Origin of the sequence: Herbiconiux aconitum (assembly GCF_024979235.1) — a bacterium.
GTDB classification, from domain to species: Bacteria; Actinomycetota; Actinomycetes; order Actinomycetales; family Microbacteriaceae; genus Herbiconiux; species Herbiconiux aconitum.
This window is the reverse complement of the sequence record NZ_JANLCM010000001.1, coordinates 147,658-169,264: the sequence shown is the minus strand read 5'-3', so window position 1 is coordinate 169,264 and position 21,607 is coordinate 147,658. Positions and strand designations below refer to the sequence as shown.

15 protein-coding genes are annotated in these 21,607 nt (G+C 69.3%); 7 read left to right on the top strand and 8 right to left on the bottom strand.

Annotation, left to right across the window (positions count from 1 at the left end; genetic code table 11):
* Nucleotides 1-20 precede the first annotated feature (20 nt).
* From poxB to N1027_RS00725, 3 genes are all read right to left on the bottom strand, one after another.
* A complete protein-coding gene (gene poxB, locus N1027_RS00735; RefSeq protein WP_259503970.1) occupies nucleotides 21-1,754 on the bottom strand; it encodes a ubiquinone-dependent pyruvate dehydrogenase in 1,734 nt (577 codons plus the stop codon).
* Nucleotides 1,755-1,830: 76 nt separating this feature from the next.
* Nucleotides 1,831-3,579: a phospho-sugar mutase gene (locus tag N1027_RS00730; RefSeq protein WP_372499642.1), complete on the bottom strand. Its 1,749-nt coding sequence runs from the start codon at nucleotides 3,577-3,579 to the stop codon at nucleotides 1,831-1,833.
* Between the two features lie 23 nt (nucleotides 3,580-3,602).
* Nucleotides 3,603-4,436, bottom strand: coding sequence for a purine-nucleoside phosphorylase (locus N1027_RS00725; RefSeq protein WP_259503968.1), 834 nt, complete (start codon nucleotides 4,434-4,436; stop codon nucleotides 3,603-3,605).
* A 100-nt stretch (nucleotides 4,437-4,536) separates the two neighbouring features.
* On the opposite strand from N1027_RS00725, the gene N1027_RS00720 reads away from it, so the two are divergent.
* On the top strand, nucleotides 4,537-5,976 hold the full coding sequence (locus N1027_RS00720) for an NAD(P)H-quinone dehydrogenase (RefSeq protein ID WP_259503966.1): 1,440 nt from the start codon (nucleotides 4,537-4,539) through the stop codon (nucleotides 5,974-5,976).
* 527 nt (nucleotides 5,977-6,503) lie between these two features.
* On the opposite strand, the gene N1027_RS00715 is transcribed toward N1027_RS00720, so the two are convergent.
* Together N1027_RS00715 and N1027_RS00710 are read right to left on the bottom strand one after the other, a co-directional pair.
* Nucleotides 6,504-8,297, bottom strand: a complete 1,794-nt coding sequence (locus tag N1027_RS00715; RefSeq protein ID WP_259503961.1) for an acetyl/propionyl/methylcrotonyl-CoA carboxylase subunit alpha — start codon at nucleotides 8,295-8,297, stop codon at nucleotides 6,504-6,506.
* Nucleotides 8,298-8,572: 275 nt separating this feature from the next.
* Nucleotides 8,573-9,247 (bottom strand): Maf family protein, encoded by a 675-nt coding sequence (locus tag N1027_RS00710; RefSeq protein ID WP_259503957.1) that lies wholly within the window; start codon nucleotides 9,245-9,247, stop codon nucleotides 8,573-8,575.
* 32 nt (nucleotides 9,248-9,279) lie between these two features.
* Here N1027_RS00710 and N1027_RS00705 point away from each other — a divergent pair, with 32 nt between their 5' ends.
* From N1027_RS00705 to N1027_RS00690, 4 genes are all read left to right on the top strand, one after another.
* Nucleotides 9,280-10,761 carry a class I SAM-dependent RNA methyltransferase gene (locus N1027_RS00705; RefSeq protein WP_259503948.1) on the top strand — a complete coding sequence of 494 codons (1,482 nt, stop codon included), beginning with the start codon at nucleotides 9,280-9,282 and terminating at the stop codon, nucleotides 10,759-10,761.
* A 67-nt stretch (nucleotides 10,762-10,828) separates the two neighbouring features.
* The gene (locus N1027_RS00700) at nucleotides 10,829-11,533 is read left to right on the top strand and encodes a response regulator transcription factor (protein WP_259503947.1); all 705 of its coding nucleotides are present in this window, start codon (nucleotides 10,829-10,831) and stop codon (nucleotides 11,531-11,533) included.
* A 46-nt stretch (nucleotides 11,534-11,579) separates the two neighbouring features.
* Entirely contained in the window at nucleotides 11,580-12,830 is a 1,251-nt protein-coding gene (locus N1027_RS00695; RefSeq protein WP_259503945.1) for a sensor histidine kinase, read from the top strand.
* Complete coding sequence (locus N1027_RS00690) at nucleotides 12,827-13,891, top strand: DUF8320 family protein (protein ID WP_259503943.1); 1,065 nt, start codon at nucleotides 12,827-12,829, stop codon at nucleotides 13,889-13,891. Before N1027_RS00695 ends, N1027_RS00690 begins: the two co-directional genes overlap by 4 nt.
* Nucleotides 13,892-14,112: 221 nt before the next feature.
* Here N1027_RS00690 and N1027_RS00685 read toward each other — a convergent pair whose 3' ends face one another.
* On the bottom strand, nucleotides 14,113-14,358 hold the full coding sequence (locus N1027_RS00685) for an acyl-CoA carboxylase subunit epsilon (RefSeq protein WP_259503940.1): 246 nt from the start codon (nucleotides 14,356-14,358) through the stop codon (nucleotides 14,113-14,115).
* Between the two features lie 48 nt (nucleotides 14,359-14,406).
* Between N1027_RS00685 and N1027_RS00680 the strand changes: the two genes are divergently transcribed.
* Together N1027_RS00680 and galE are read left to right on the top strand one after the other, a co-directional pair.
* On the top strand, nucleotides 14,407-16,917 hold the full coding sequence (locus N1027_RS00680) for a phosphatidylglycerol lysyltransferase domain-containing protein (RefSeq protein WP_259503939.1): 2,511 nt from the start codon (nucleotides 14,407-14,409) through the stop codon (nucleotides 16,915-16,917).
* Nucleotides 16,918-16,970: 53 nt separating this feature from the next.
* On the top strand, nucleotides 16,971-17,939 hold the full coding sequence (gene galE / locus N1027_RS00675) for a UDP-glucose 4-epimerase GalE (protein WP_259503938.1): 969 nt from the start codon (nucleotides 16,971-16,973) through the stop codon (nucleotides 17,937-17,939).
* Nucleotides 17,940-18,052: 113 nt separating this feature from the next.
* On the opposite strand, the gene N1027_RS00670 is transcribed toward galE, so the two are convergent.
* Both N1027_RS00670 and N1027_RS00665 read right to left on the bottom strand, forming a co-directional pair.
* On the bottom strand, nucleotides 18,053-19,774 hold the full coding sequence (locus N1027_RS00670) for a M1 family metallopeptidase (RefSeq protein ID WP_259503935.1): 1,722 nt from the start codon (nucleotides 19,772-19,774) through the stop codon (nucleotides 18,053-18,055).
* Nucleotides 19,775-19,963: 189 nt separating this feature from the next.
* Nucleotides 19,964-21,565 carry an acyl-CoA carboxylase subunit beta gene (locus tag N1027_RS00665; RefSeq protein WP_259503932.1) on the bottom strand — a complete coding sequence of 534 codons (1,602 nt, stop codon included), beginning with the start codon at nucleotides 21,563-21,565 and terminating at the stop codon, nucleotides 19,964-19,966.
* Nucleotides 21,566-21,607: the final 42 nt, after the last annotated feature.

The following is a 21,607-nucleotide window of genomic DNA, read 5'->3' as shown; positions in this document are numbered from 1 at the left end:
GACGCCGCGCGCCCCGCCGTTCAGTCGAACAGGCGCCGGAACACGTTCGTGTCGGCCAAATCGACGAGCTCGTCGCCGCGGCCCGACAGGATGGTGCGCATCGCGTAGAGCGTGAACCCCTTCACCTGGCCGGCCGTGATGGTCGGCGGGATGGACAGTTCCTGCCGCGCGGTCACCACGTCGACCAGGGCCGGCCCGTCATGCGCGAACGCGGTGCGCAGCGCCACAGCGAGGTCATCGGGCTTCTCCACCCGCTGCCCGTGGATGCCCATCGCGTTCGCGACATCCGCGAAGTTCGGGTTGTCGAGCCCGGTGCCGTAGTTCACGAACCCCGCCGCCTTCATCTCCACCTCCACGAAGTTGAGCGAGGAGTTGTTGAACACCACGATCTTCACCGGCAGCTTGTTCTGCCGCACGGTGAGCAGCTCGCCGAGCAGCATGCCGAGCCCGCCATCGCCCGAGAGCGCGATCACCTGGCGCCCCGGAAACGCGGTCTGCGCCCCGATCGCGTGCGGCAGGGCGTTCGCCATCGTGCCGTGACTGAACGAGCCGATCAGCCTCCGCGATCCGTTCATCTCGAGATAGCGCGCCGCCCACACCACGGGCGATCCGACATCCGGGATGAAGACGGCGTCGGTCGACGCCAGCTCGCTCACCAGCCGCGTCAAGTACTGCGGATGAATCGGCTCACGATTGCGGTCGTTGTCGGCCAGGCCGTCGAGTTCCTTGCGCGACTTGGCATAGTGCGAGAGCGCCGAGTCGAGGTGCCGCGAGCTCGTCTTCTGCGGCAGCAGTGGCAGCAGCGCGTCGATCGTGTCGCCGACATCGCCCACCAGTCCGAGGTCGACGGGCGTCCGTCGCCCGAGCTGCTCACCGCGGATGTCGACCTGCACGATCTGGGCCTTCGACGGGTAGAACTGCTGATAGGGAAAGTCGGTGCCGAGCATCAGCAGGGCATCGCAGCTCTCCATCGCGCGGTATCCGGATGCGAAGCCGAGCAGCCCTGTCATGCCCACGTCGTAGGGGTTGTCGTACTCCAGGAACTCCTTGCCGCGCAACGCGTGCACGATGGGGGCGTTGAGCCGGCCGGCGAGCTCGACCACCTTCGCATGCGCGCCCTCGGTGCCGGCCCCTCCCAGGATCGTCACCTTCTTCGCCGAATTCAGGATGTCGGCCGCTGCTGCGAGCGACGTGTCGTCGGGCCGCACGACGCTCCTCGACGCCACGATCGGCGCCGACTTCGCGCGGCCGGCACTCGCGGTGAGGAAGATCTCGCCCGGCACCACCACGACCGCCACGCCCCGTCGCTCGATCGCGGTGCGCATCGCGATCTCGAGCACCCTCGGCAGCTGCTCGGGCACGCTCACCATCTCGACGTAGACGCTGCACTCCCGGAACAGCTCCTGCGGATGGGTCTCCTGGAAGTAGCCGCTGCCGATCTCGGCGGCCGGGATGTGCGCGGCGATCGCGAGCACCGGCACCCGGCTGCGGTTGGCGTCGAACAGCCCGTTGATGAGGTGCAGGTTACCCGGTCCGCAGCTCCCGGCGCAGACCGCGAGGTCGCCGGTGAGCGCCGCATCGGCGGCCGCCGCGAACGCTGCCGCCTCCTCGTGCCGCACGTGCTCCCAGGCGATTGCGTCGTTGCGGCGGATCGCATCCGTGAACCCGTTGAGCGAGTCGCCCGGCAAACCGTAGACCCGCTGCACCCCCGCATCCGCGATGATCTCGACGATGGTGTCGGCGACTGTCGGCATGGCTGCCCCGTTTCTGCGCTCTGGTTTCAGACGCTCTTCACGCTACTCGCGGTGGGCCCGGGCGGGGCAGTGCATCTCAGGAGATGCGGTCGCGCATCCCGCCTTCCAGTTTCTGCAACACCTCGATCACGGCGTCGTGCCGCTCACCGAGTCCGCCGCGCGTGCTCCAGGCGTCGAGGTAGATCTTGAGCTTCGGCTCGGTGCCGCTCGGCCGCACCATCACGCGGGCGCCGGGGAGCACGATGCGCAGCACGTCGCTGGCCGGAACGGATCCGTCGGCCCGGTCGAGGTCGTCGATCCGCTCGACCCGGATGCCGCCGATCTCGCTGGGCGGCGAACTCCGCAACCGGGACATCACGCGGTCGATCTCGGTGAGATCGGTGACCCGCAGCGAGATCTGGGCCGAGCCGTAATGCCCGAAACGCTCGCTGAACTCATCGAGCCGGTCGGCGATGGTGCGACCGGATGCCGCGAGCTCGCGTGCGAGCGAGAGAAAAGCGATCGCGGCCGAGATGCCGTCCTTGTCGCGCACGGTCTCCGGGTTCACCAGATAGCCGAGGGCTTCCTCGTAGCCGAAGACGAGCCCGGGTGCGCGGGAGACCCATTTGAACCCGGTGAGTGTCTCCACCCAGCCGAGCCCATAGGCCTCCGCCACCACACCGAGAGCGGGGGAGGAAACGATCGAGCAGGCGAGGGTCGCGTCGCCCGCTCCGCCAGCACGCGCGGCAGCGGCCTCGGCGGCCTGCCAACCGAGCAGCTGCCCCACTTCGTTGCCGGTGAGCCTCCGGTAACCCTCGGCCTCGCGCTCGTCGGGGATGGCGATGGCCAGCCGGTCGGCGTCGGGATCGTTCGCCACGATCAGGTCGGCGCCCGCCCGACGAGCGGCCGCGTACGACAGATCGAGTGCGCCGGGTTCTTCGGGGTTCGGGAACGAGACGGTCGGAAAGCCGGGGTCGGGGTCGATCTGTGCCGACACCAGCTCGGGCCGCGCGAAGCCCGCGGCGTCGAGCACGCGTGCGAGGGTCTCCCAGCCCACACCGTGCAGGGCCGTGTAGACCACGCGCAGGTCGACCGGGGAGGCGGGCGCTGGAGCGGCGAATGCGGCCGTGGCCGCCACATACCGTTCCACGACACTCTCGTCGGCGACCTCGTAGTCCTGCGACCGCGGCACCTCGGGCAGTGGGATCGTCTCGGCCACGCGCAGGATGTGCGCCGCGATCTCCGCATCCGCCGGCGGAACGATCTGCGACCCCTCGTCGGCGTCGCCGAGGTACACCTTGTAGCCGTTGTCGCGCGGAGGGTTGTGCGAGGCGGTCACCATCACGCCGGCGCTCACGCCGAGGTCGCGCACCGCGAACGCCACGAGCGGTGTCGGCAACAGGCGCGGGAGCAGCACCGCGCGCACGCCCGCACCGGCCATGATCTCGGCCGTGTCGGTGGCGAAGACGCGGGAGTTCTTGCGGCCGTCGTAGCCGATCACGATCGAGGGGCGGGTTCCCGGATGCGCACGCTCCACGAGGAAGGCCGCGAGGCCGGCGGCCGCCTGCCCCACGAGCACCCGATTCATGCGGTTCGGCCCGGCGGCCAGTTCTCCGCGGAGGCCGGCGGTGCCGAACGCGAGCCGCTCGCCGAATCGCGAGCGCAGCTCGGCCACGGCAGCGGGGTCACTCGACCCGACCGATTCGAGCAGTGAGGCGAGCTCGGCACGGGTCTCCGCATCCGGATCCTGCGCCATCCAGGCCACGGCCGCCTCGGCGAGACGCTCGACATCGTTGGGCAGATCGTCGCTTCCGCCGTCTGACTGGTTCAACGAGGACTCGTCCATCGGGTCACCGTCCGGGGCCGCCGTCACAGCGCCGCCACGACGCGGGCGAGCAGGTCGCCGATCACGCCCTCGGCGTTCTTGCCGGCCTCGATCACCTCGGCATGGCTGAGCGGAGTCGTCTGGATGCCGGCCGCGAGGTTCGTGATCAGCGAGAAGCCGATGATCTCCATGCCGGCTTGACGGGCGGCGATCGCCTCGAGCGCGGTCGACATGCCCACGATGTGGCCGCCGATGGTCTTGGCCATCTGCACCTCGGCCGGGGTCTCGTAGTGCGGACCGCGGAACTGCACGTACACGCCCTCGTCGAGCGACGGGTCGACGCCGCGTGCCACGTCGCGGAGGCGGCGCGAATAGAGGTCGGTCAAGTCGATGAAGGTGGCGCCCTCGAGCGGGGAGTCGGCCGTGAGGTTGATGTGGTCGCTGATCAGCACCGGGGTTCCCGGGGTCCAGGTCTCCTTGATGCCGCCCGCGCCGTTCGTCAGCACCATGACCGACGCGCCCGTCGCGGCGGCGGTGCGCACGCTGTGCACCACCCGGCGCACGCCGTGGCCCTCGTAGTAGTGGGTGCGCGCCCCGATCACGAGCGCGTGCTTGCCGTTCGGGAGGCGGATGGAGCGCAGCGACCCGACGTGACCCGGAACGGCGGATGCACCGAAGCCCACCACATCCGTCGCGGGGATGGTGGCGACGGTCTCGCCGAGGAGATCGGCGGCCTTGCCCCAGCCGCTGCCGAGGGTGAGGGCGACGTCGTGGCGTTCGACGCCGGTGAGCTCCGCGATCTGTTGAGCGGCCTCACGGGCCACCTCGAAGGGATCGGTTTCGGGCAGATCGAGAGGATTGTGTGCAGGTGTCGCCATCCACCCACTCTATTCAATCGAACAGCCTTCGCGCCGAGTCGGCCTGGCGTTCACTCCCGGTTGGTTTGGCGGGGATGCGCGCCTACGGGAGAATGACGTCATGGGCAATGAGTTCGAGCGCAAGCAGAGGATCGCCGTCGTCGGTGGAGGCCCTGGCGGATACGACGCCGCGATCGCCGGAGCACAGCTCGGGGGCGACGTGACGTTGGTGGAGCAGGTCGGCGTGGGCGGCTCCGCCGTACTCACCGACGTGGTGCCGTCGAAGACGCTCATCGCGGTGGCCGAAGCCACCAACGCCATCGGCGAAGCAGCCGATCTGGGCGTGCAGTTCTTCAGCCGCAGCGAGACCTCCGGGCGCCCCGTGCGACCCGAGGTCGCGGTGAACCTCTCTGCCGTGAACAAGCGGCTGCTCGGTCTCGCGCGGCAGCAGTCCGAAGACATGCGGGCGAGCCTCATTCGCGCCGGCGTCAAGATCGTGCACGGCCACGGGCGGCTCGACGGGCCGGACTCGGTGATCGTGTCCACCTCATCTGGCCCCGACGGCACCGACTTCGACCAGATCGACGCCGACACCATCGTCGTCTCCGTGGGAGCCAGTCCGCGCATCCTGCCCTCCGCCGTTCCCGACGGTGAGCGCATCTTCACCTGGACGCAGCTCTACAGCCTGAGCGCGGTTCCCGAGCACCTCATCGTGGTGGGATCGGGCGTAACGGGCGCCGAGTTCGCCTCCGCCTACACCGCCCTCGGCTCCAAGGTGACGCTAATCTCCTCACGCGACCAGGTGCTGCCGGGCGAAGACGCCGACGCGGCCGCCGTGATCGAGAACGTCTTCAAGCGCAACGGCATGACCGTGCTCTCGAAGTCGCGCGCCGATTCGGTCGAGCGCACCGCCGACGGCGTCGTGGCGACGCTCTCCGACGGGACGAAGGTCGAGGGCACGCACTGCCTCATGGCGGTCGGCTCCGTTCCGAACACCAAGGGCATCGGACTCGAAGAGGCGGGGGTGCAGCTGGCCGACTCGGGGCACATCCGGGTGAACCGGGTGGCCCGCACGAGCGCGCCGAACATCTACGCGGCGGGCGACTGCACGACCTTCCTGCCCCTGGCATCCGTCGCGTCGATGCAGGGTCGCACGGCGATGTTCCACGCGATGGGCGACGCCGTGAACCCCACCGAGCTCCGCAACGTGGCCTCGAACATCTTCACGCAGCCGCAGATCGCGACCGTGGGGTGGACCCAGCGACAGATCGAAGAGGGCATCGCCCAGGGCGACATCTACAAGCTGCCGCTCTCGTCGAACCCGCGAGCCAAGATGATGGGCATCAAGGACGGCTTCGTGAAACTGTTCGCCCGCACCGGCTCGGGCACGGTCATCGGAGGTGTCGTGGTGGCGCCGAACGCGTCGGAGCTCATCTTCCCGATCGCCCTGGCCGTCGAGCACCGCCTCACGGTCGACCAGGTCTCCCGCGCGTTCACGGTGTACCCGTCGCTGTCGGGGTCGATCTCCGATGCTGCTCGGGCGATGCACATCGTGTTGTAATCCTGCCTCGGGCTGTGTTAGTTGCCTCGGGCGCCGTGCTTCGCGCGGCGTCCTCGGGCGGCGCCGGTCCCTGCCCGGCGCCGCGCGACATGTTCGCGTGCGGTCGCTTCGCGGCCGCGCGCTCACCCTGGGTCGTTGAGTAGGGCCTGTTGCGTGCCGTGCCGTGCGCGCGTGTGCGAAACGACGGAGTTTCGGGCCCCACACCGGAAACTACGGAGCGTCTGCCCGTAGTTCCGCGCCGCCTCCGTCGTTTCGTTCTCGTTCTCGTTTCCCAAGTTGTGGGGCACGAGAGCGCAGGCCGCGGGCCGCTCCCGGATAACCCAGGGTGAGGCCGAGGCCGCGTCAGCGACCTCAGCCGAACATGTCGCCTCGCGCCGCAGAAGCGGCGGCGCGAGAAATGAGCGCCGAGCTACCCGGCAGGGCAGCTCAGCGCGGGCAGTGGCGAGGCGGTACAGAAGCGGCGGCGCGAGCAAGAAGGGCCCGCCCAGCCGAAGGCCGGGCGAGCCCGAAAAACAGCGACGCGGTACCTACGCCGAAATGTCCAGCAGCACGTGCCCCGACGACACCGTCGAACCGACGATCGCCGAGATGTTTCCGATCGTGCCGTCTTTGTGCGCGGTGATCGGCTGTTCCATCTTCATCGCTTCGAGAACCAGCACGAGGTCGCCCTTGACGACCCGGTCGCCGGCCTCGACCGCGATCTTCACGACCGTGGCCTGCATGGGCGCCTTCACGGAGTCGCCGGTCGCGGTGCTGAGACCCGCAGCGGATGCACCTCGGCGCTTGGGCGGGGCACCGATGGTGCGTGACCCGGATGCGCCGAGCCCGGCCACCCGTGCACCGGCGGCCACGAGCCGCGAGGGCAGAGCCACCTCCACGCGCTTGCCGTCGACCTCGACGATCACGGTGCGGCGCTCGGCAGCCGGCGCGGAGTCCTCGAGCGACCCGCTCCACGGCTCGGCCGGGTTCTCGTAATCGGTTTCGATCCAGCGGGTGTAGATGCCGAACGGCTCGCCGTCGGCTGGGGCGAACGCGGGGTTTCGCACCACGTCGCGGTGGAACGGCAGCACGGTCGGCAACCCCGCCACCTCGAACTCGTCGAGAGCACGGCGGGCCCGGTCCAGCGCTTCCTCCCGGGTGGCGCCAGTGACGATGAGCTTGGCGAGCAGCGAGTCGAAGGCTCCGGAGATGACATCGCCCGCCTGCACACCCGAGTCGACCCGCACGCCGGGGCCGCCGGCGGGCTTGAAGACGTGGATCGGTCCGGGGGAGGGCAGGAACGACCGGCCCGGGTCTTCGCCGTTGATACGGAACTCGAAGGAGTGGCCGTGCGGCACCGGGTCGCCGTAGTCGAGCGTGCCGCCCTCGGCCAGCCGGAACTGCTCACGCACCAGGTCGATGCCGGTGACCTCTTCGGAGACCGGATGCTCCACCTGCAGCCGCGTGTTCACCTCGAGGAACGAGATGGTGCCGTCTTTGCCCACGAGGAACTCGCAGGTGCCTGCGCCGAGGTAGCCGACCTCTCGGAGGATCGCCTTCGACGCCGAGTAGAGCAGGTCGTTCTGCTCCTTCGACAGATAGGGGGCGGGGGCTTCTTCGACGAGCTTCTGGTGCCGGCGCTGCAACGAGCAGTCGCGGGTCGACACGACGACCACGTTGCCGTAGGCGTCGGCGAGGCACTGGGTCTCGACGTGGCGCGGCTGGTCGAGGTACTTCTCGACGAAGCACTCGCCGCGACCGAACGCCGCGATCGCCTCGCGGGTGGCCGAGTCGAACATCTCAGGCACCTCTTCGATGGTGCGCGCGACCTTGAGGCCGCGGCCTCCACCGCCGAACGCCGCCTTGATGGCGACCGGCAGGCCGTATTCGGCCACGAACGCGAGAACCTCCTCTGCGCCGGACACGGGGTCGATGGTGCCGGGCGCCAGCGGCGCGCCGACCTTCTCGGCCACATGGCGGGCGGAGACCTTGTCGCCGAGCTTCTCGATGGCCTCGGGGGAGGGGCCGATCCAGGTGAGCCCCGCGTCGATCACGGCGCGGGCGAAGTCGGCGTTCTCGGCCAGGAAGCCGTAGCCCGGGTGCACGGCGTCGGCGCCGGAGCGCCGCGCGATCGAGAGGATCTTGTCGATCACCAGGTAGGTGTCGGCGCTCGTCGACCCGTCGAGGGCGTAGGACTCGTCGGCCAGCTGGGCGTGCAGCGCATCCCGGTCCTGGTCGGCGTAGACCGCCACCGACGCGATGCCGCTGTCACGAGCGGCCCGGATGACTCGAACGGCGATTTCGCCTCGATTGGCGATGAGGACCTTGGTGATACGCGGCATGATCACCCAGCCTATTGCCGCACCCCATCGCTGATTTGGCATATGCGCACAAAAATGCGAGCCAAACTACTCGCAGTGTCTACAAGGGTGCCGGAAGGAGCGGGGAGGGTGTGAGCGGCTACCGCTTCGCCCGTTCCCGCGATGCGCCGCCCTGCGGGAGGCGCGTCGCTCGTTGCTCGCGCCGCCGCTACTGCGGCGCGAGGCGACATGTTCGCGTGAGGTCGCTTACGCGGCCTCGCGCTCACTCTGGGGTGTTGAGTGGGGCCTGTTGCGTTTCAACCATGTGCGGAGGGTGTGGGGGTTTTCGAGACGTTCCAGAGCGAGGTCCAGTCGACTCCGAAGTCGCGGAGGAGGTCGCGGACGACGGGGAGCGACATCCCGATCACGGCCGACGGCGGGCCCGTGATGGTGCGGATGAACGGGGCCGCGAGGCCGTCGATGGTGAACGCACCGGCCACGAGCAGCGGCTCGCCTGAGGCGACGTAGGCGTCGATCTCGGCGTCGGTGATGTCGTCGGCGAAGGTGAGCTCGGCGTGATCGGTGCGCCCGGCTGCCGCCTGGCGCGCACCTCCTCGATGATCGATCAGCCAGTGTCCCGAGTGGAGCACGCCCGTGCGCCCGCGCTGAGCCAACCACCGCTCCCGAGCCACCGACGGCTGGTGCGGCTTGCCGTAGGCCACGCCGTCGAGTTCGAACGCCGAGTCTCCGCCGAGGATGAACCCGTCGATCGGCGAACCGTCCGGCAGCACGCCTGGCGCGGCCACCGCCTCGGCCTTCGCTTCGGCGAGCAGCTGCACCATCGCATCCGTCGTCAGGGGCCCACGGGCGGCGACCGCGCGCTCGACCGCGGCGTCTTCGTCGACCTCGGAGGGCACGACGACGGGTTCGATGCCGATCTGGCGCAACAACGCGAGCCGGGCCGGGGAGGTGGAGGCGAGGTACAGACGCACGGAGTCCGCCTTTGCTGTGAAATGCTCGGAGGATGGAAGACCAGAACGAGCTCGTCGAGCTGAACATCGACAATGTAGCCCACGGCGGGGTCATGGTGGCCCGACTCGACGGCCGCGTGGTGTTCGTCTCCGACGCGATCCCCGGCGAGCGGGTGCTCGCGCGCATCGCCGACGACAGCAAGGCGTCGTTCTGGCGGGCCGACACCGTCGAGGTGCTGACCCCGTCGCCCGACCGCCGCCCTCACGTCTGGGCGGCTGCCTCGCTCGAGCGTGCGCCCGAGCTCCGGGCCGGCGGCGCCGAGTTCGGCCACATCGCCCTCGAACGGCAGCGTTCGCTGAAGAGCGAGGTGCTGACGGATGCGCTGCGCCGCTTCGGCGGAACCGACCGCGTCGTCGAGGTGGAGCCGATCGGCGCGGATGCCGCCGTCGACAAGGCCGAGCGCGTGCCCGGCTCTCACTGGCGCACGCGGGTGCGCCTGCACGTCGGGCCCGGCGGGCGGATCGGACCGTACGCCGCGCGCTCGCACACCGTCATCGAGGTCGACGACCTGCCGCTCGCGACGGAGGCCATCGAGGCCGAGGCCCGAGAGATCGCGAGTGCCTTGAGCCTCGGCTCCGGGGGTGCGGCCGCGGTGGAGTTCGTGGAGACCGCCGATGGCGAGCTGCGGGTCTCGCTCGTCTCCGACGACCGCTCGAAGACCGGCGGTCGCGACGGTGGCCGCGGCACCCGCCGCGGAGCGGCGGGTCGTGGTGCCGCTGGCCGGGATCGTCGTGGCGGTCGTACGAAAGGTGCGCAAGCGGGAGAGGCCGGCGGAGCCCGTGCTGGGGCGTCGTCGACGTGGGCCGACGACGGCGTCGATGGCAGCGCATCCGCACCCCGCACCGGTGTCGGTCAAGCAGCCGACGCTCCTGCCACCATCGTCGAGCGTGTCGGTGACCGCGAGTTCCGGCTCGCCGAGAACGGCTTCTGGCAGGTGCACCGCGACGCGGCCCGCACCCTCTCCCGCGCCGTGCAGGAGCAGACCCGGGCCGACCTCTTCGATCCGCGGGCGGCGAACCATGACCTCTACGGCGGCGTCGGCCTCCTGGCCGCCGCGATCGGCGACCGCTTCGGCCCGGCCACCCGCATCACGAGCGTCGAGAGTGACGCGACGGCGACCGACCACGCCTCCGAGAACCTCGCCGAGTGGATCGGCGCCCGAGCCGTGACCGGCCGCGTCGACCGCTACCTCGCCGACCTCGAACGCCTCGCCTCTGCCGACGACCGGCGACGGCTCGAAGCCGCGACCATGGTGATCGACCCGCCGCGCTCGGGCGCCGGCAAGGAGGTCGTGGGGTCGTTGGTGCGGCTCGGCGTCGCCCAGGTGGTCTACGTGGCCTGCGATCCGGTGGCCTTCGCCCGTGACGTCGCCCTGTTCCGCGAGGGAGGCTACGAGCTCGACACCGTGCGCGCCTACGATCTCTTCCCGCACACGCACCACGTCGAGACGATCGGCGTGCTCGTCAAGGCCTGACGGGCATCCGTGCGCACCGGAAAGCCGTCGCCGTAGACTGAGGGCCATTCTTCGCGAGGGGCGGACGGTGCACGACGACAGCGACGGGGCGACAACGGATGTGACAGGCAGGCACTCGAGTGCCGTGCAGGTCGCGATCGTCGACGACCACGAATCGGTGCGACTCGGCATCCGGACCGCGTGCATCGAGGCGGGATACGAGGTGGTCGCCGCCTGCGCCTCGGTGAGCGAGCTCTGGGTCGCGCTCGCGGGTCGCAGCTGCGACGTGATCGTGCTGGATCTGAGTCTCGGCGACGACTTCACGGTCACCGAGAACGTGCAGCACGCCCGGTCGATGGGCGCGGCGGTGCTCGTGCACAGCATCGCCGACCGGGTCGGCCTGGTGCGCGAGGCGCTCGCCGCCGGTGCGGCCGGGGTCATCCCGAAATCCGCGGCCACCAGCGCGGTGATGGCGGCAATCGCGGCGGTCGCCCGGGGCGACGTGCTCAACAACCTCGAATGGGCGAGCGCCATCGACGCCGACCGCGAGTTCGGCAAGGCGCAGTTGGCCCAGCGCGAACGCGACGTACTGCACCTCTACGCCTCGGGTCTGCCGCTCTCGCAGGTGGCGCTGAAGCTCAACATCAAGGTGTCGACGGCAAAGGAATACCTCGACCGCATCCGCGCCAAGTACGTGGAGGTGGGCCGGCCTGCACGCTCGAAGGTGGAGCTGCTGCGCCGGGCGGTGGAGGACGGCATCCTCGCCATCGACGAACACGGGCATGTCGAATAGCCCGAGTCCTTCGGCGCAGGGAATGCGCGGCGAGGAGGGGAGAGGCGTGGCGCCCGACTCGCGGCCGCCGCTCAGCCGGGCGCAGATCGATTCCACTCTGGCGCGCCTCGTGGGCCTGTTCGGGTTCGTCTTCGCGCTTCTGTCCATCCCCGTGCTGAACGACTCGGCCTCCACCCTCTGGCCCGGGTGGGCGTGGGCGGTCACGCTCGCTGTGTTCGGATCGATCGGCGTGGCCTTCGTCTGCTCGCTCATCATGCGCGGAGTGCGCGTCAGCATGGGGGTGCTGGCCTGCGTCTTCGTGGTGATGCTCGTGCTCTGGCCGTTGGCGGTTCGATCGCCCGCCGCCGCCGTCGGCACCGACCCGTGGCTCTGGTACATCGTGATCGTCGCCATCGCCGCGGCCGGCATCTCGTTCTCGACGTTCTGGGCGTCCGCCTACACGGTGGCGGTGCCCTGTATCTACGCGGTGCTGCGCGTGCTGCCCTCCGGGGGTGGGGTGTCGTGGGGGCTCGCGCTGCTCGACGCGGTCTACATCTTGCTGCTCGGCACCTTCGTGGTGATCGTCATCACCGCCCTGCGCAGCACCGCCAGCCAGGTCGACGAGGCGCAGCGCACCGCCGTGCGCCGATACGCGGATGCGGCCAAGCGCCACGCCGCCGAACAGGAGCGCATCCGGGTCGACACCGTCATCCACGACCGGGTGCTCTCGAGTCTTCTGGCCGCGTCGCGCAGTCGCACCGCCGACGACCGGGAGCTGGCCGTGCAGATGGCCCGCCGGGCGCTCGTGGCCCTGCAGAGCGCTGACGCAGAATCCGAGGGCTCCGCCGACCTTCCGCTGTCGGTGCTCGTCGACCGCTCCCGCTCCCTCGCCGAAACCCTCACCGCCGAGATCGCCTTCTCGGCCGATGGCGACCTCGACGGGGTGGTGCCGGCACGGGTGATCGAGGGTCTCTACTCCGCGACGGTGCAGGCCATCGTGAACAGCATCCAGCACGCCGGCGACGACGCCGACCGCACCATCTCGGTGCACGGTCGTGTCGCGGCCGACCTCAACGGGGCGGCGGTCGACACCGCCACGATGGACGGCGACCTCCCTGCCGTCACCGTGGTCGTGGCCGACACCGGGGCCGGATTCGACGTCGACGCGGTGCCGCCCGACCGCCTCGGCGTTCGCATCTCCATCCGCGAGCGAGTGGATGCCGTCGGGGGCGCCACCGAGATCCGCTCCCTTCCCGGGGCGGGGACCACGATCGTCATCACCTGGCCGGCTCCCAACGACGGCGAGGCCTCGTCATGATCACGATGCCGCGCATCCTGCTGGTGGGGCTCGCCGCGATCTTCTCGGCCTACCACGTCGTGCTCGGGCTCTACTCCCTCGCGGTGCCGCCGTCGCCGTGGCCCTCGGTCGTGGCCATGGCGCTCTACGGTGCGGCGACCGCGCTGAGCCTCGCCCCCTCGGCATCGATCCGGATGCCTCTCGCGATGGCCGCGGGCAACCTCGGTGTGAGTACGGTCGGCCTCATCCTCGTGCTCACCCAGCTCGATCCGCGGGTGGACAACGGATACGCCACCTGGATCATCGGCGCGGTCGGCACCTTGATGACCATCACGGTGGTGCGGCAACGACCCTGGTTCGCCTGGGGCGGCATCGCGATCATGATCCTGACCGTGCTGCTGTGGTCGCGCGACATCCTGGAACTGCCGGCGCTCGGCGTCATCGGTGGCCCGATCTGGGTGGGGGTCGCGCACGCCACGACGGTCGCGATCGTGCGGGCTTCGCGTGACGCCCGCCTGTTCGAGCGAGCCGAGCAACGTGCCGCGGAGTGGCACGCGCAGGAGGAAGCCGAATTCTTCGAGCGCCGGGTGCGGCTCGGTCAGATGAATCGGCTGGTGGAGCCGATGTTGCGGCGCATCGTGACGAGCAACGGGCGGCTGAGCGACGAGGACCGGCAGGAGTGTCTGCATCTGGAAGCGGCGATGCGGGACGAGATCCGGGGCCGACGGCTGCTCGACGACGCGGTGCGGCGGGAGGCGCTCGCGGCGCGACGCCGGGGCGTCGAGGTCACCCTGCTGGATGACGGCGGCATCGACGACCTCGACCGGCTGGAGCATGCCCGGGTCACCGCGGTGATCGCGAAGGAGATCGGCGAGAGCACGGCCGATCGGGTCGTGGTGCGCACGGCACACCACGACGAGGAGGTGGCGGTCACGATCGTGGGGCTGCGCGCGGCGGGGCCCGGGGAGGGCACCGACCCGGCCGACGAGGCGCAACTCGACCTCTGGATGGAGGTGCCGCGACTCGGCGACCCGGCGGCTGCAGCGGATCCCCCCAGATCGAAAGAACCGGGGGCCGAATGAATTCGGCCCCCGGAAGGCTTTCGAGTCAGGACGACAACCCGAATATCGCCCTGACTCGCCCCCGGAATGCAAGCCCGCTTACCCTAGTCGGCCTGCCTCCGGCGGTGTAACTCAAAGAGAGACACCAAGCACTACCCATGCTGGCGGTCGGCGGCGCGGCGCGCAGTAGGTCTTTCGGAGGACATTTGCCTGAAGGCATTCAGCAAGTGCCCAGAATTCGATCAGCGAGGGATGCCGCTGAACGACCGCCAGGCGGAGGGCCCAGGATGCACGGGGCTGCGCATCGAACGCTGACTGCGCTGCCAGGCGGATGGCCCGATCTGCACGTCGTCGTGCAACTCGGCCAGCTCGTCCGCGACGGCGGACTCGACCACCGCGGTCACGGCGGCCAGCTCTTCGTGGCTGATGCCGGTCGTCAGCACCTGGAGCGCCGGCTGCTCGGCGGAAGTCGAATCCTCGTCGTTCACACCGACGAGGCTACATTAGAACCCTGACTTCAGAGGGGAATCGTCGGCATGAGGAACACCATCACGTTCGCGAGGCGATACCTCGCCACCATTCCCCTCAGCATCGGCTTCGCCGTGCTCATCCTGGTGACCGCGCTCATCACCGGCACCTTCTTCGGGGCGGCCTCCGAGGTCACGCAGAACACCTGGGCGGCCGGCGTCACCACGGTCATCGACATGGGCAATTGGTGGACGGTGTTCACCGCCCTCTTCATCCCCTGGGACCCGTTCCAGCTCGTGGGCGACATCCTCGCCGCCCTGATCCTGCTCGGAGTCGCCGAACGCCTGCTCGGCCGCCGCCGCCTCGTGCCGGTGTTCCTCGTCACCGGCCTGCTCGGAGTGGGACTCGGAGTGCTCGTGCAGTGGATCGGATCGCTGGCCGGGGAGTGGTGGGCCGACGGCACGAGCTTCGACCTCACCGTCGATCCGCTCACGCCCATCGTGGGCTCCCTGCTGGCCGCCAGTTCGTTCATGGGCCCGCTCTGGCGGCGCCGGGTGCGGCTGGTCACGTTCGGCTTCCTCATCATGTTCGCCCTCTACGACGGCGACACCTCGACCGTCTACCGGCTCATCGCGGCCGTCGCCGGTCTCGTCATCGGACACTTCTTGAGTGCGCGGCGTCGTCGTGGCGTGGTGTTCCTCCGCAGCTCCTTCGGTGAGGTGCGGGTCTTGATCGCGGCCGTCGTGCTGATCACCGCGGTGGGCCCGCTGGTGAGCCTGATCAACCCCGACGGCACCGGCGCCTTCGGGCTCGCCGGAAGCCTCTACGGCGACATCTTCCCGACCGCCGCCGACATCAAGACCTTCTGCGCCACAGCTACCACGGGGGTCTGCGACGACTTCAGCCGGCTCGGCGCGCTCGGTGGCGTGGGGCCGGTGGTGCAGACCTTCGTGCCGTTGGCGCTCCTGCTGGTCTCGGCCTGGGGGCTGCGCCGTGGGCGCCGTTTCGCGCTCTGGCTCGGCATCGTCACGAACCTCGCGATGATCGCGCTCGCGCTGGTGTTCCTCGGCCTCGTCGCCTCGCTCACGTCGATCGTCGACGACACCACGCCGCTCGAGCCGATCGACGTCGGCGAGTACGTCGTGTGGGGCGGGTCGACGGTCGCCGTGCCGGCCGCCGTGGTCGTGCTGCTCGTCGTGACGCGCAAGCGGTTCGCGTTGCGGGCGCCGCGGGAAGCCTTCATCCGTTTCCTCGTCATCGTGGTCGGGGCGTTCCTCGCGCTGTCGCTCGTGAACGTGGTCGTCGGGATGTTCACCCTCGACAGCTTCACGCCCCCCGGCACGACCGTGGTGGAGCTGGTGCTCGACCTGCCCCGGAGGTTCCTGCCGGTGACGCTCGTGGGCATCACCGGCGACGTGCTCATTCCGGCGGGCGGAGTGACGCTCTTCCTCTTCCAGTGGATCGGGCCGGTGTTCTGGCTGGTGTTCACCATCGCCTCGATCCAACTGCTCACGGCGAGCGAGCACACGGTCTCGGTGGGCGATCACCAGCGCATCCGGGCCCTGCTCCGCCGGGGTGGCGGCGGCACCCTCGGGTGGATGACCACGTGGCCCGGCAACGTCTACTGGTTCAACGAGACCAAGGATGCGGCGGTCGCCTATCGGGTGATCAACGGGGTCGCCATCACGATGTCCGACCCGGTCTGCCGCGATGGCGCCGAGAAGCAGACGATCGAGGCGTTCGTGGCCTACTGCGACGCGCACAGTTGGGTGCCCGTGTTCTACAGCGTGCACGAGCAGTACATCCCGGTTTTCGAGGGCATGGGGTGGCAATTCATGTCGGTGGGCGAAGAGACGCTGATGCATCCGCAGTCGCTCGAGATGACGGGCAAGTCGTGGCAGAACGTGCGCTCGTCGCTCAACAAGGGCGTGCGCGAGGGGATGACGACCGTCTGGACCACGTACGACGAGCTCTCCCGCCCCATGGTCGCGCAGATCAACGCGATCTCGGAGGCGTGGGTGTCGGAGAAGGAGCTGCCCGAGATGGGGTTCACGCTCGGCGCGCTGGAGGAGATCAAAGACCCGGATGTCGCGATCATGCTGGCCCTCGATTCCGAGGGTCGCATCGCGGCGGTCACCAGTTGGCTGCCGATGTATCGCGACGGCGTCGCCGTGGGGTACACCCTCGACTTCATGCGCCGCGCCGACGGGTCGATGCCCGGGGTGATGGAGTACCTCATCGCGTCGTCGGCGTTGCACATGAAAGAACTCGGCGTCGAGGTGCTCAGCCTGTCGGGCGCGCCGCTGGCGCAGCCGCCTGTGCCGAAGGGCGAGGAGCCGCCTGCGCCGACGGTGATGACCGAGCTCTCCGACTTCCTCGCACGCACCCTCGAACCCGCCTACGGCTTCTCGTCGCTGTTCAAGTTCAAGGCCAAGTTCAACCCCACCTACTCCACCATCTACATGGCCTATCCCGACCCGCTCGCGCTGCCGACGATCGGCGGCGCGATCGGCCGCGCCTACCTGCCCTCGATGTCGCCGAAGGAGGCCATGTCGTTGGTGCGCACGCTCGTGCGCTGACGGTCACCGGCCGCGGGTAGGGTTTTCTCTTGGGCATCGATCGAGAGGAACCCATGACCTGGCTAGTCACCGGCGGAGCAGGCTACATCGGATCGCACGTCGTCGCGGCACTGCGCGCGGCAGACATGAGTTGCGTCGTGCTCGACGACCTCTCGAGCGGCCACGCCGAGTTCGTGCCGGCCGACGTTCCCTTCGTGCGCGGCAGCATCCTCGACGCCGCGTTGGTGCGCAGCACCCTCGCCGAGCACGAGGTGACCGGGGTCATCCACATCGCCGGCTTCAAGTACGCGGGCGTCTCGGTGCAGCGCCCTCTGCACACCTACGAGCAGAACGTGACCGGCATGGCGGTGCTCTTGAAGGAGATGCAGGACGCCGGCATCGACCGCGCCGTCTTCTCCTCCAGCGCCGCGGTCTACGGCACCCCGCCCACCGACATCGTGACCGAGGACACCCCGAAGAACCCGGAGAGCCCCTACGGCGAGTCGAAGCTGATCGGCGAATGGCTGCTGCGCGACCAGGGTGTCGCCGCGGGCCTCCGCCACACCTCGCTGCGGTACTTCAACGTCGTCGGATCGGGCAGCATCAACCTCTACGACACCAGCCCGCACAACCTCTTCCCGCTGGTGTTCGACGCCCTGCTGGCCGGTCGAACCCCCAAGATCAACGGCACCGATTACCCCACCCCCGACGGCACCTGCGTGCGCGACTACATCCATGTCGCCGACCTCGCGCTCGCCCACGTCGAAGCGGCGCGCAAGCTCGACGACGGTGCGTTGCTCCTCCCGGCCTACAACCTCGGTTCGGGCGACGGTGTCTCGGTGCGCGAGATCATGACGGCGGTCGCGGATGCCACCGGCATCGCCTTCGAGCCGGAGTCGGCTCCGCGCCGCCCCGGTGACCCGGCGCGAATCGTCGCCTCCGGCGAACTGGCCGCTCGCGACCTCGGCTGGGCAATGCGCCACACTCTTGACCAGATGGTTACCTCGGCCTGGCAGGCGCGAGAGGCCGCAGCTGCGGCTTGACGTGACTCTGCCGTGAACGGCGAACGAGGGGTGGGTATTCGCACTCCCGCCTAGGGGTTGAGCGGAGCTCAAAGGCGGCGGGAGCACGAATACCCACCCCTCGTTCGCCTCCTTTACGGGGCGACCGGGGGCTTGCCTGTGGAGTAGATCCAGGTGTCGAAGAGGGCCGTGAGGTCTTGGCCTGAGACCTGCTCGGCGTAGGCGATGAACTGGTCGGTGCTGACGTTGCCGCCGGCGTTCTCAGCGGCCCAGCCCTGGATGATTGCGAAGAACGCGTCGTCGCCGACGGCGTTGCGGAGGGCTTGTAAGGTCATCGCACCTCGGTCGTAGGTGGCGTCGGCGAAGATGTTCGCCGAACCGGGATCGGCGACCTCGACAGTCCAGAACTCGTCGTCGGCCTGGATGCCGTCATAGATTGCTTGAGCCTGCACCGCCGGGGTGTCTCCGCCGTCGTGCTCGGCCCAGAGCCACTCGGCGTAGGTGGCGAAGCCCTCGTTGAGCCAGATGTCGCTCCAGCGGTGCATGGCGAGGCTGTCGCCATACCACTGGTGGGCCAGCTCGTGAACGACGACGCTCGGGTCGTCGAGGCTGCTGAAGGCCCAGGCTCCGTAAATCGGGCGGGTCTGGTTCTCGAGGGCGAACTGGAGGTCGGGCTGGTCGGCGGCGATACCGCCGGCCTCGGTGAAGGGGTAGGGGCCGAAGACGCTGGAGAGGAAGTCGATGACCTCGGGCTCGTCAGCGAAAATCGACGCCGCTGCTTCGCCGGCGCTGGGGCCGGTGGGGTCGTCGTCGTCGGCGGGGATGTCGTAGAGATCCTCGTCGATCGCGTTCCAGTAGTCGATGCCGTCCTGACTGAAGGAGGTGAGCTCGTAGTCGCCGATGGAGGCGGTGGCGAGGTAGGGGGCCATCGGCTGGTCGGAGCGCCAGGTCCATTCCGTGTTCGCACCGACCGGGGTCTGCGAGACCAGGTGGCCGTTGCCGACCACGGTGAATTCGCTCGGCGCCGACATCGTGACCGTGAGAGTGGCCTTGTCGGCCGGGTGATCGCTGGCCGGGAACCAGGTCGCCGCGACTCGCGGCTGCCCGACGATCAGGGCGCCGCCGTCTGCCTGGTGGAAGACGCCGGAGATGCCGTAGGCGTCGTCGATGGTGGTCGGCACGCCGCCGTATTCCACGACCGTGGTGAACGGCAGGCCGCTCGGGATGCCGGCGGGCGGCGTCACGGTGACCTCGGTGCGCGGCGGAGTCGCCTCGCCGTCGCCGCTGCCGGGCACCAGGGGCTGACCGGTGACGATGCTGATCGGGGTGCTCGCCGACGTCCAGGTGGCGGGCGCGCCGTCGACCGCGACCGACGAGACGGCGAGCCCGTCGAGGTCGAGGTTGAAGGCCGAGAGGTTCTGCGTGGCGGTGGCTGTGATCGTAGCGGTGCCAGTGATCGACCCCGTCGTGGGGTCGTAGGCGAGGTCGAGGTCGTAATCGCCCACGTCGTACCCGCCGTTGCCGTCGAGCGGGAAGTAGGGGTCGCCGATGCCCACGGCGCCGGCCGTGAACTCGGTGGCGGGCGGGGTGACCGGGGGCACGACGGGAACGCCGCCTCCTGCCGGGGCCTCGGCCACGCATCCGGAGCCCGCGTTCGCGAACGACGGAGCAGGAGTTCCGGTCACCACGAGACCGGCCACGATCACCGGCACCACCCCTAGCAGGGCGGCGCGGCGTTTGCCTTTGCGAGTCAGCACAGCGGCGGTTCCCACCCCGATGCCGAGCAAAGCGATGGCGGCGGCCGGCAGCAGCAGCCCCGTTTCCATTCCGGTGGCGGCGAGCTCGCAGGTCGGCACAGTGGTCTCCTTGGGCTTGGGGCGGTGGGGAGACTCTATCGGCGCATCCGCCCGTGCCGCTACGCCTACGACCTGCGTCTCGCCAACAGCGCGAATGAGGGGGTGGATGTTCGTGCTCCCGCCGCCTTTGAGCTCCGCTCAACCCTTAGGCGGGAGTGCGAACATCCACCCCCTCATTCCCCGCCCAGATCAGAGCGGAATGTTCCCGTGCTTCTTCGGAGGCAGCGAAGCGCGCTTGGTCTTCAGCGCACGGAGGGCCTTCGTGACAGCGACCCGGGTGGCTGCCGGCTCGATCACGCCGTCGAGCTCGCCACGCTCCGCCGCCAAGAACGGCGACGCCACGTTGTACGTGTACTCGTTCGCGAGCTTGGTGCGCACGGCCGCGACATCCTCGCCCGCCTCCTCGGCGCGCTTGATCTCGCCGCGGTACAGGATGTTCACCGCGCCTTGCCCGCCCATCACCGCGATCTCTGCGGTGGGCCAGGCGAGGTTCATGTCGGCGCCCAGCTGCTTCGACCCCATCACGATGTACGCCCCGCCGTAGGCCTTGCGCAGGATGACGGTCACGAGCGGCACGGTGGCCTCGGCGTAGGCGTAGAGCAGCTTGGCGCCGCGGCGGATGACGCCCGTCCACTCCTGGTCGGTGCCGGGCAGGTAGCCGGGCACGTCGACGAGGGTGAGGATCGGGATCGAGAACGCGTCGCAGAACCGCACGAAGCGGGCGGCCTTCTCACCGGCCTCGATGTTGAGGGTGCCGGCCATGGCGTTCGGCTGGTTGGCCACGATGCCGATCGAGCGGCCCTCGATGCGCGCGAAGCCCACCACGATGTTGGGTGCGTAGAGGGGCTGTGTCTCGAGGAACTCGCCGTCGTCGACGAGGTGTTCGATCACGGTGTGCACGTCGTAGGGCTGGTTCGGGCTGTCGGGCACGATGGTGTTCAGCTTGCGGTCGGCATCCGTGATCTCGAGCTCGGCAACCGAGTCGTAGACCGGCAGCTCGGCGAGGTTGTTGTCGGGCAGATAGCTGAGCAGGGCGCGGGCGTAGTCGAGGGCGTCGTCTTCATCCGACGCCAGGAAGTGCGAGACGCCCGAGATCTTGTTGTGGGTGAGCGCGCCGCCGAGCTCCTCCATGCCGACGTCTTCGCCGGTGACGGTCTTGATGACATCCGGGCCCGTGACGAACATCTGCGAGGTCTTGTCGACCATGATCACGAAGTCGGTGAGCGCGGGGGAGTACACCGCGCCGCCGGCCGCCGGGCCCATGATGATGGAGATCTGCGGGATGACGCCGGATGCTGCCGTGTTGCGGCGGAAGATCTCGCCGTACTTGCCGAGCGCCACGACGCCTTCCTGAATGCGGGCGCCACCGGAGTCGAGCATGCCGATGATGGGCACGCCGGTCTTCAGCGCGAGGTCCATCACCTTGATGATCTTCTCGCCGGCGACCTCGCCGAGCGAGCCGCCGAAGATGGTGAAGTCCTGCGCGTAGACCGCCACCTGCCGGCCGTGGATGGTGCCGGTGCCGGTGACCACGGCATCGCCGTAGGGGCGCGACTTCTCCATGCCGAAGGCGTGGGTGCGGTGGCGCACGAACTCGTCGATCTCGACGAAGGAGCCGTGGTCGAGCAGCTGCTCGATGCGCTCGCGAGCGGTCTTCTTGCCGCGCTTGTGCTGCTTCTCGATGGCGGCTTCGCCCGATGCCGTCACGGCCTCGTGATAGCGGTTCTTGAGGTCGGCCAGCTTGCCCGCCGTCGTGTACAAGTCGGGCTGGGGGGTCAGATCTTCGGTCACGCCGTTCACTCTACCGGCCAGCCCTCAGCGCTTCCCGTTGAC

Bases quoted from the DNA above. Each gene is read 5' to 3' on its own strand.
- poxB (WP_259503970.1), bottom strand. From the start codon at position 1,754: ATGCCGACAGTCGCCGACACCATCGTCGAGATCATCGCGGATGCGGGG.
- N1027_RS00720 (WP_259503966.1), top strand. From the start codon at position 4,537: ATGGGCAATGAGTTCGAGCGCAAGCAGAGGATCGCCGTCGTCGGTGGA.
- N1027_RS00725 (WP_259503968.1), bottom strand. From the start codon at position 4,436: ATGGCGACACCTGCACACAATCCTCTCGATCTGCCCGAAACCGATCCC.
- N1027_RS00715 (WP_259503961.1), bottom strand. From the start codon at position 8,297: ATGCCGCGTATCACCAAGGTCCTCATCGCCAATCGAGGCGAAATCGCC.
- N1027_RS00705 (WP_259503948.1), top strand. From the start codon at position 9,280: ATGGAAGACCAGAACGAGCTCGTCGAGCTGAACATCGACAATGTAGCC.
- N1027_RS00690 (WP_259503943.1), top strand. From the start codon at position 12,827: ATGATCACGATGCCGCGCATCCTGCTGGTGGGGCTCGCCGCGATCTTC.
- N1027_RS00680 (WP_259503939.1), top strand. From the start codon at position 14,407: ATGAGGAACACCATCACGTTCGCGAGGCGATACCTCGCCACCATTCCC.
- galE (WP_259503938.1), top strand. From the start codon at position 16,971: ATGACCTGGCTAGTCACCGGCGGAGCAGGCTACATCGGATCGCACGTC.
- N1027_RS00730 (WP_372499642.1), bottom strand. From the start codon at position 3,579: ATGGACGAGTCCTCGTTGAACCAGTCAGACGGCGGAAGCGACGATCTG.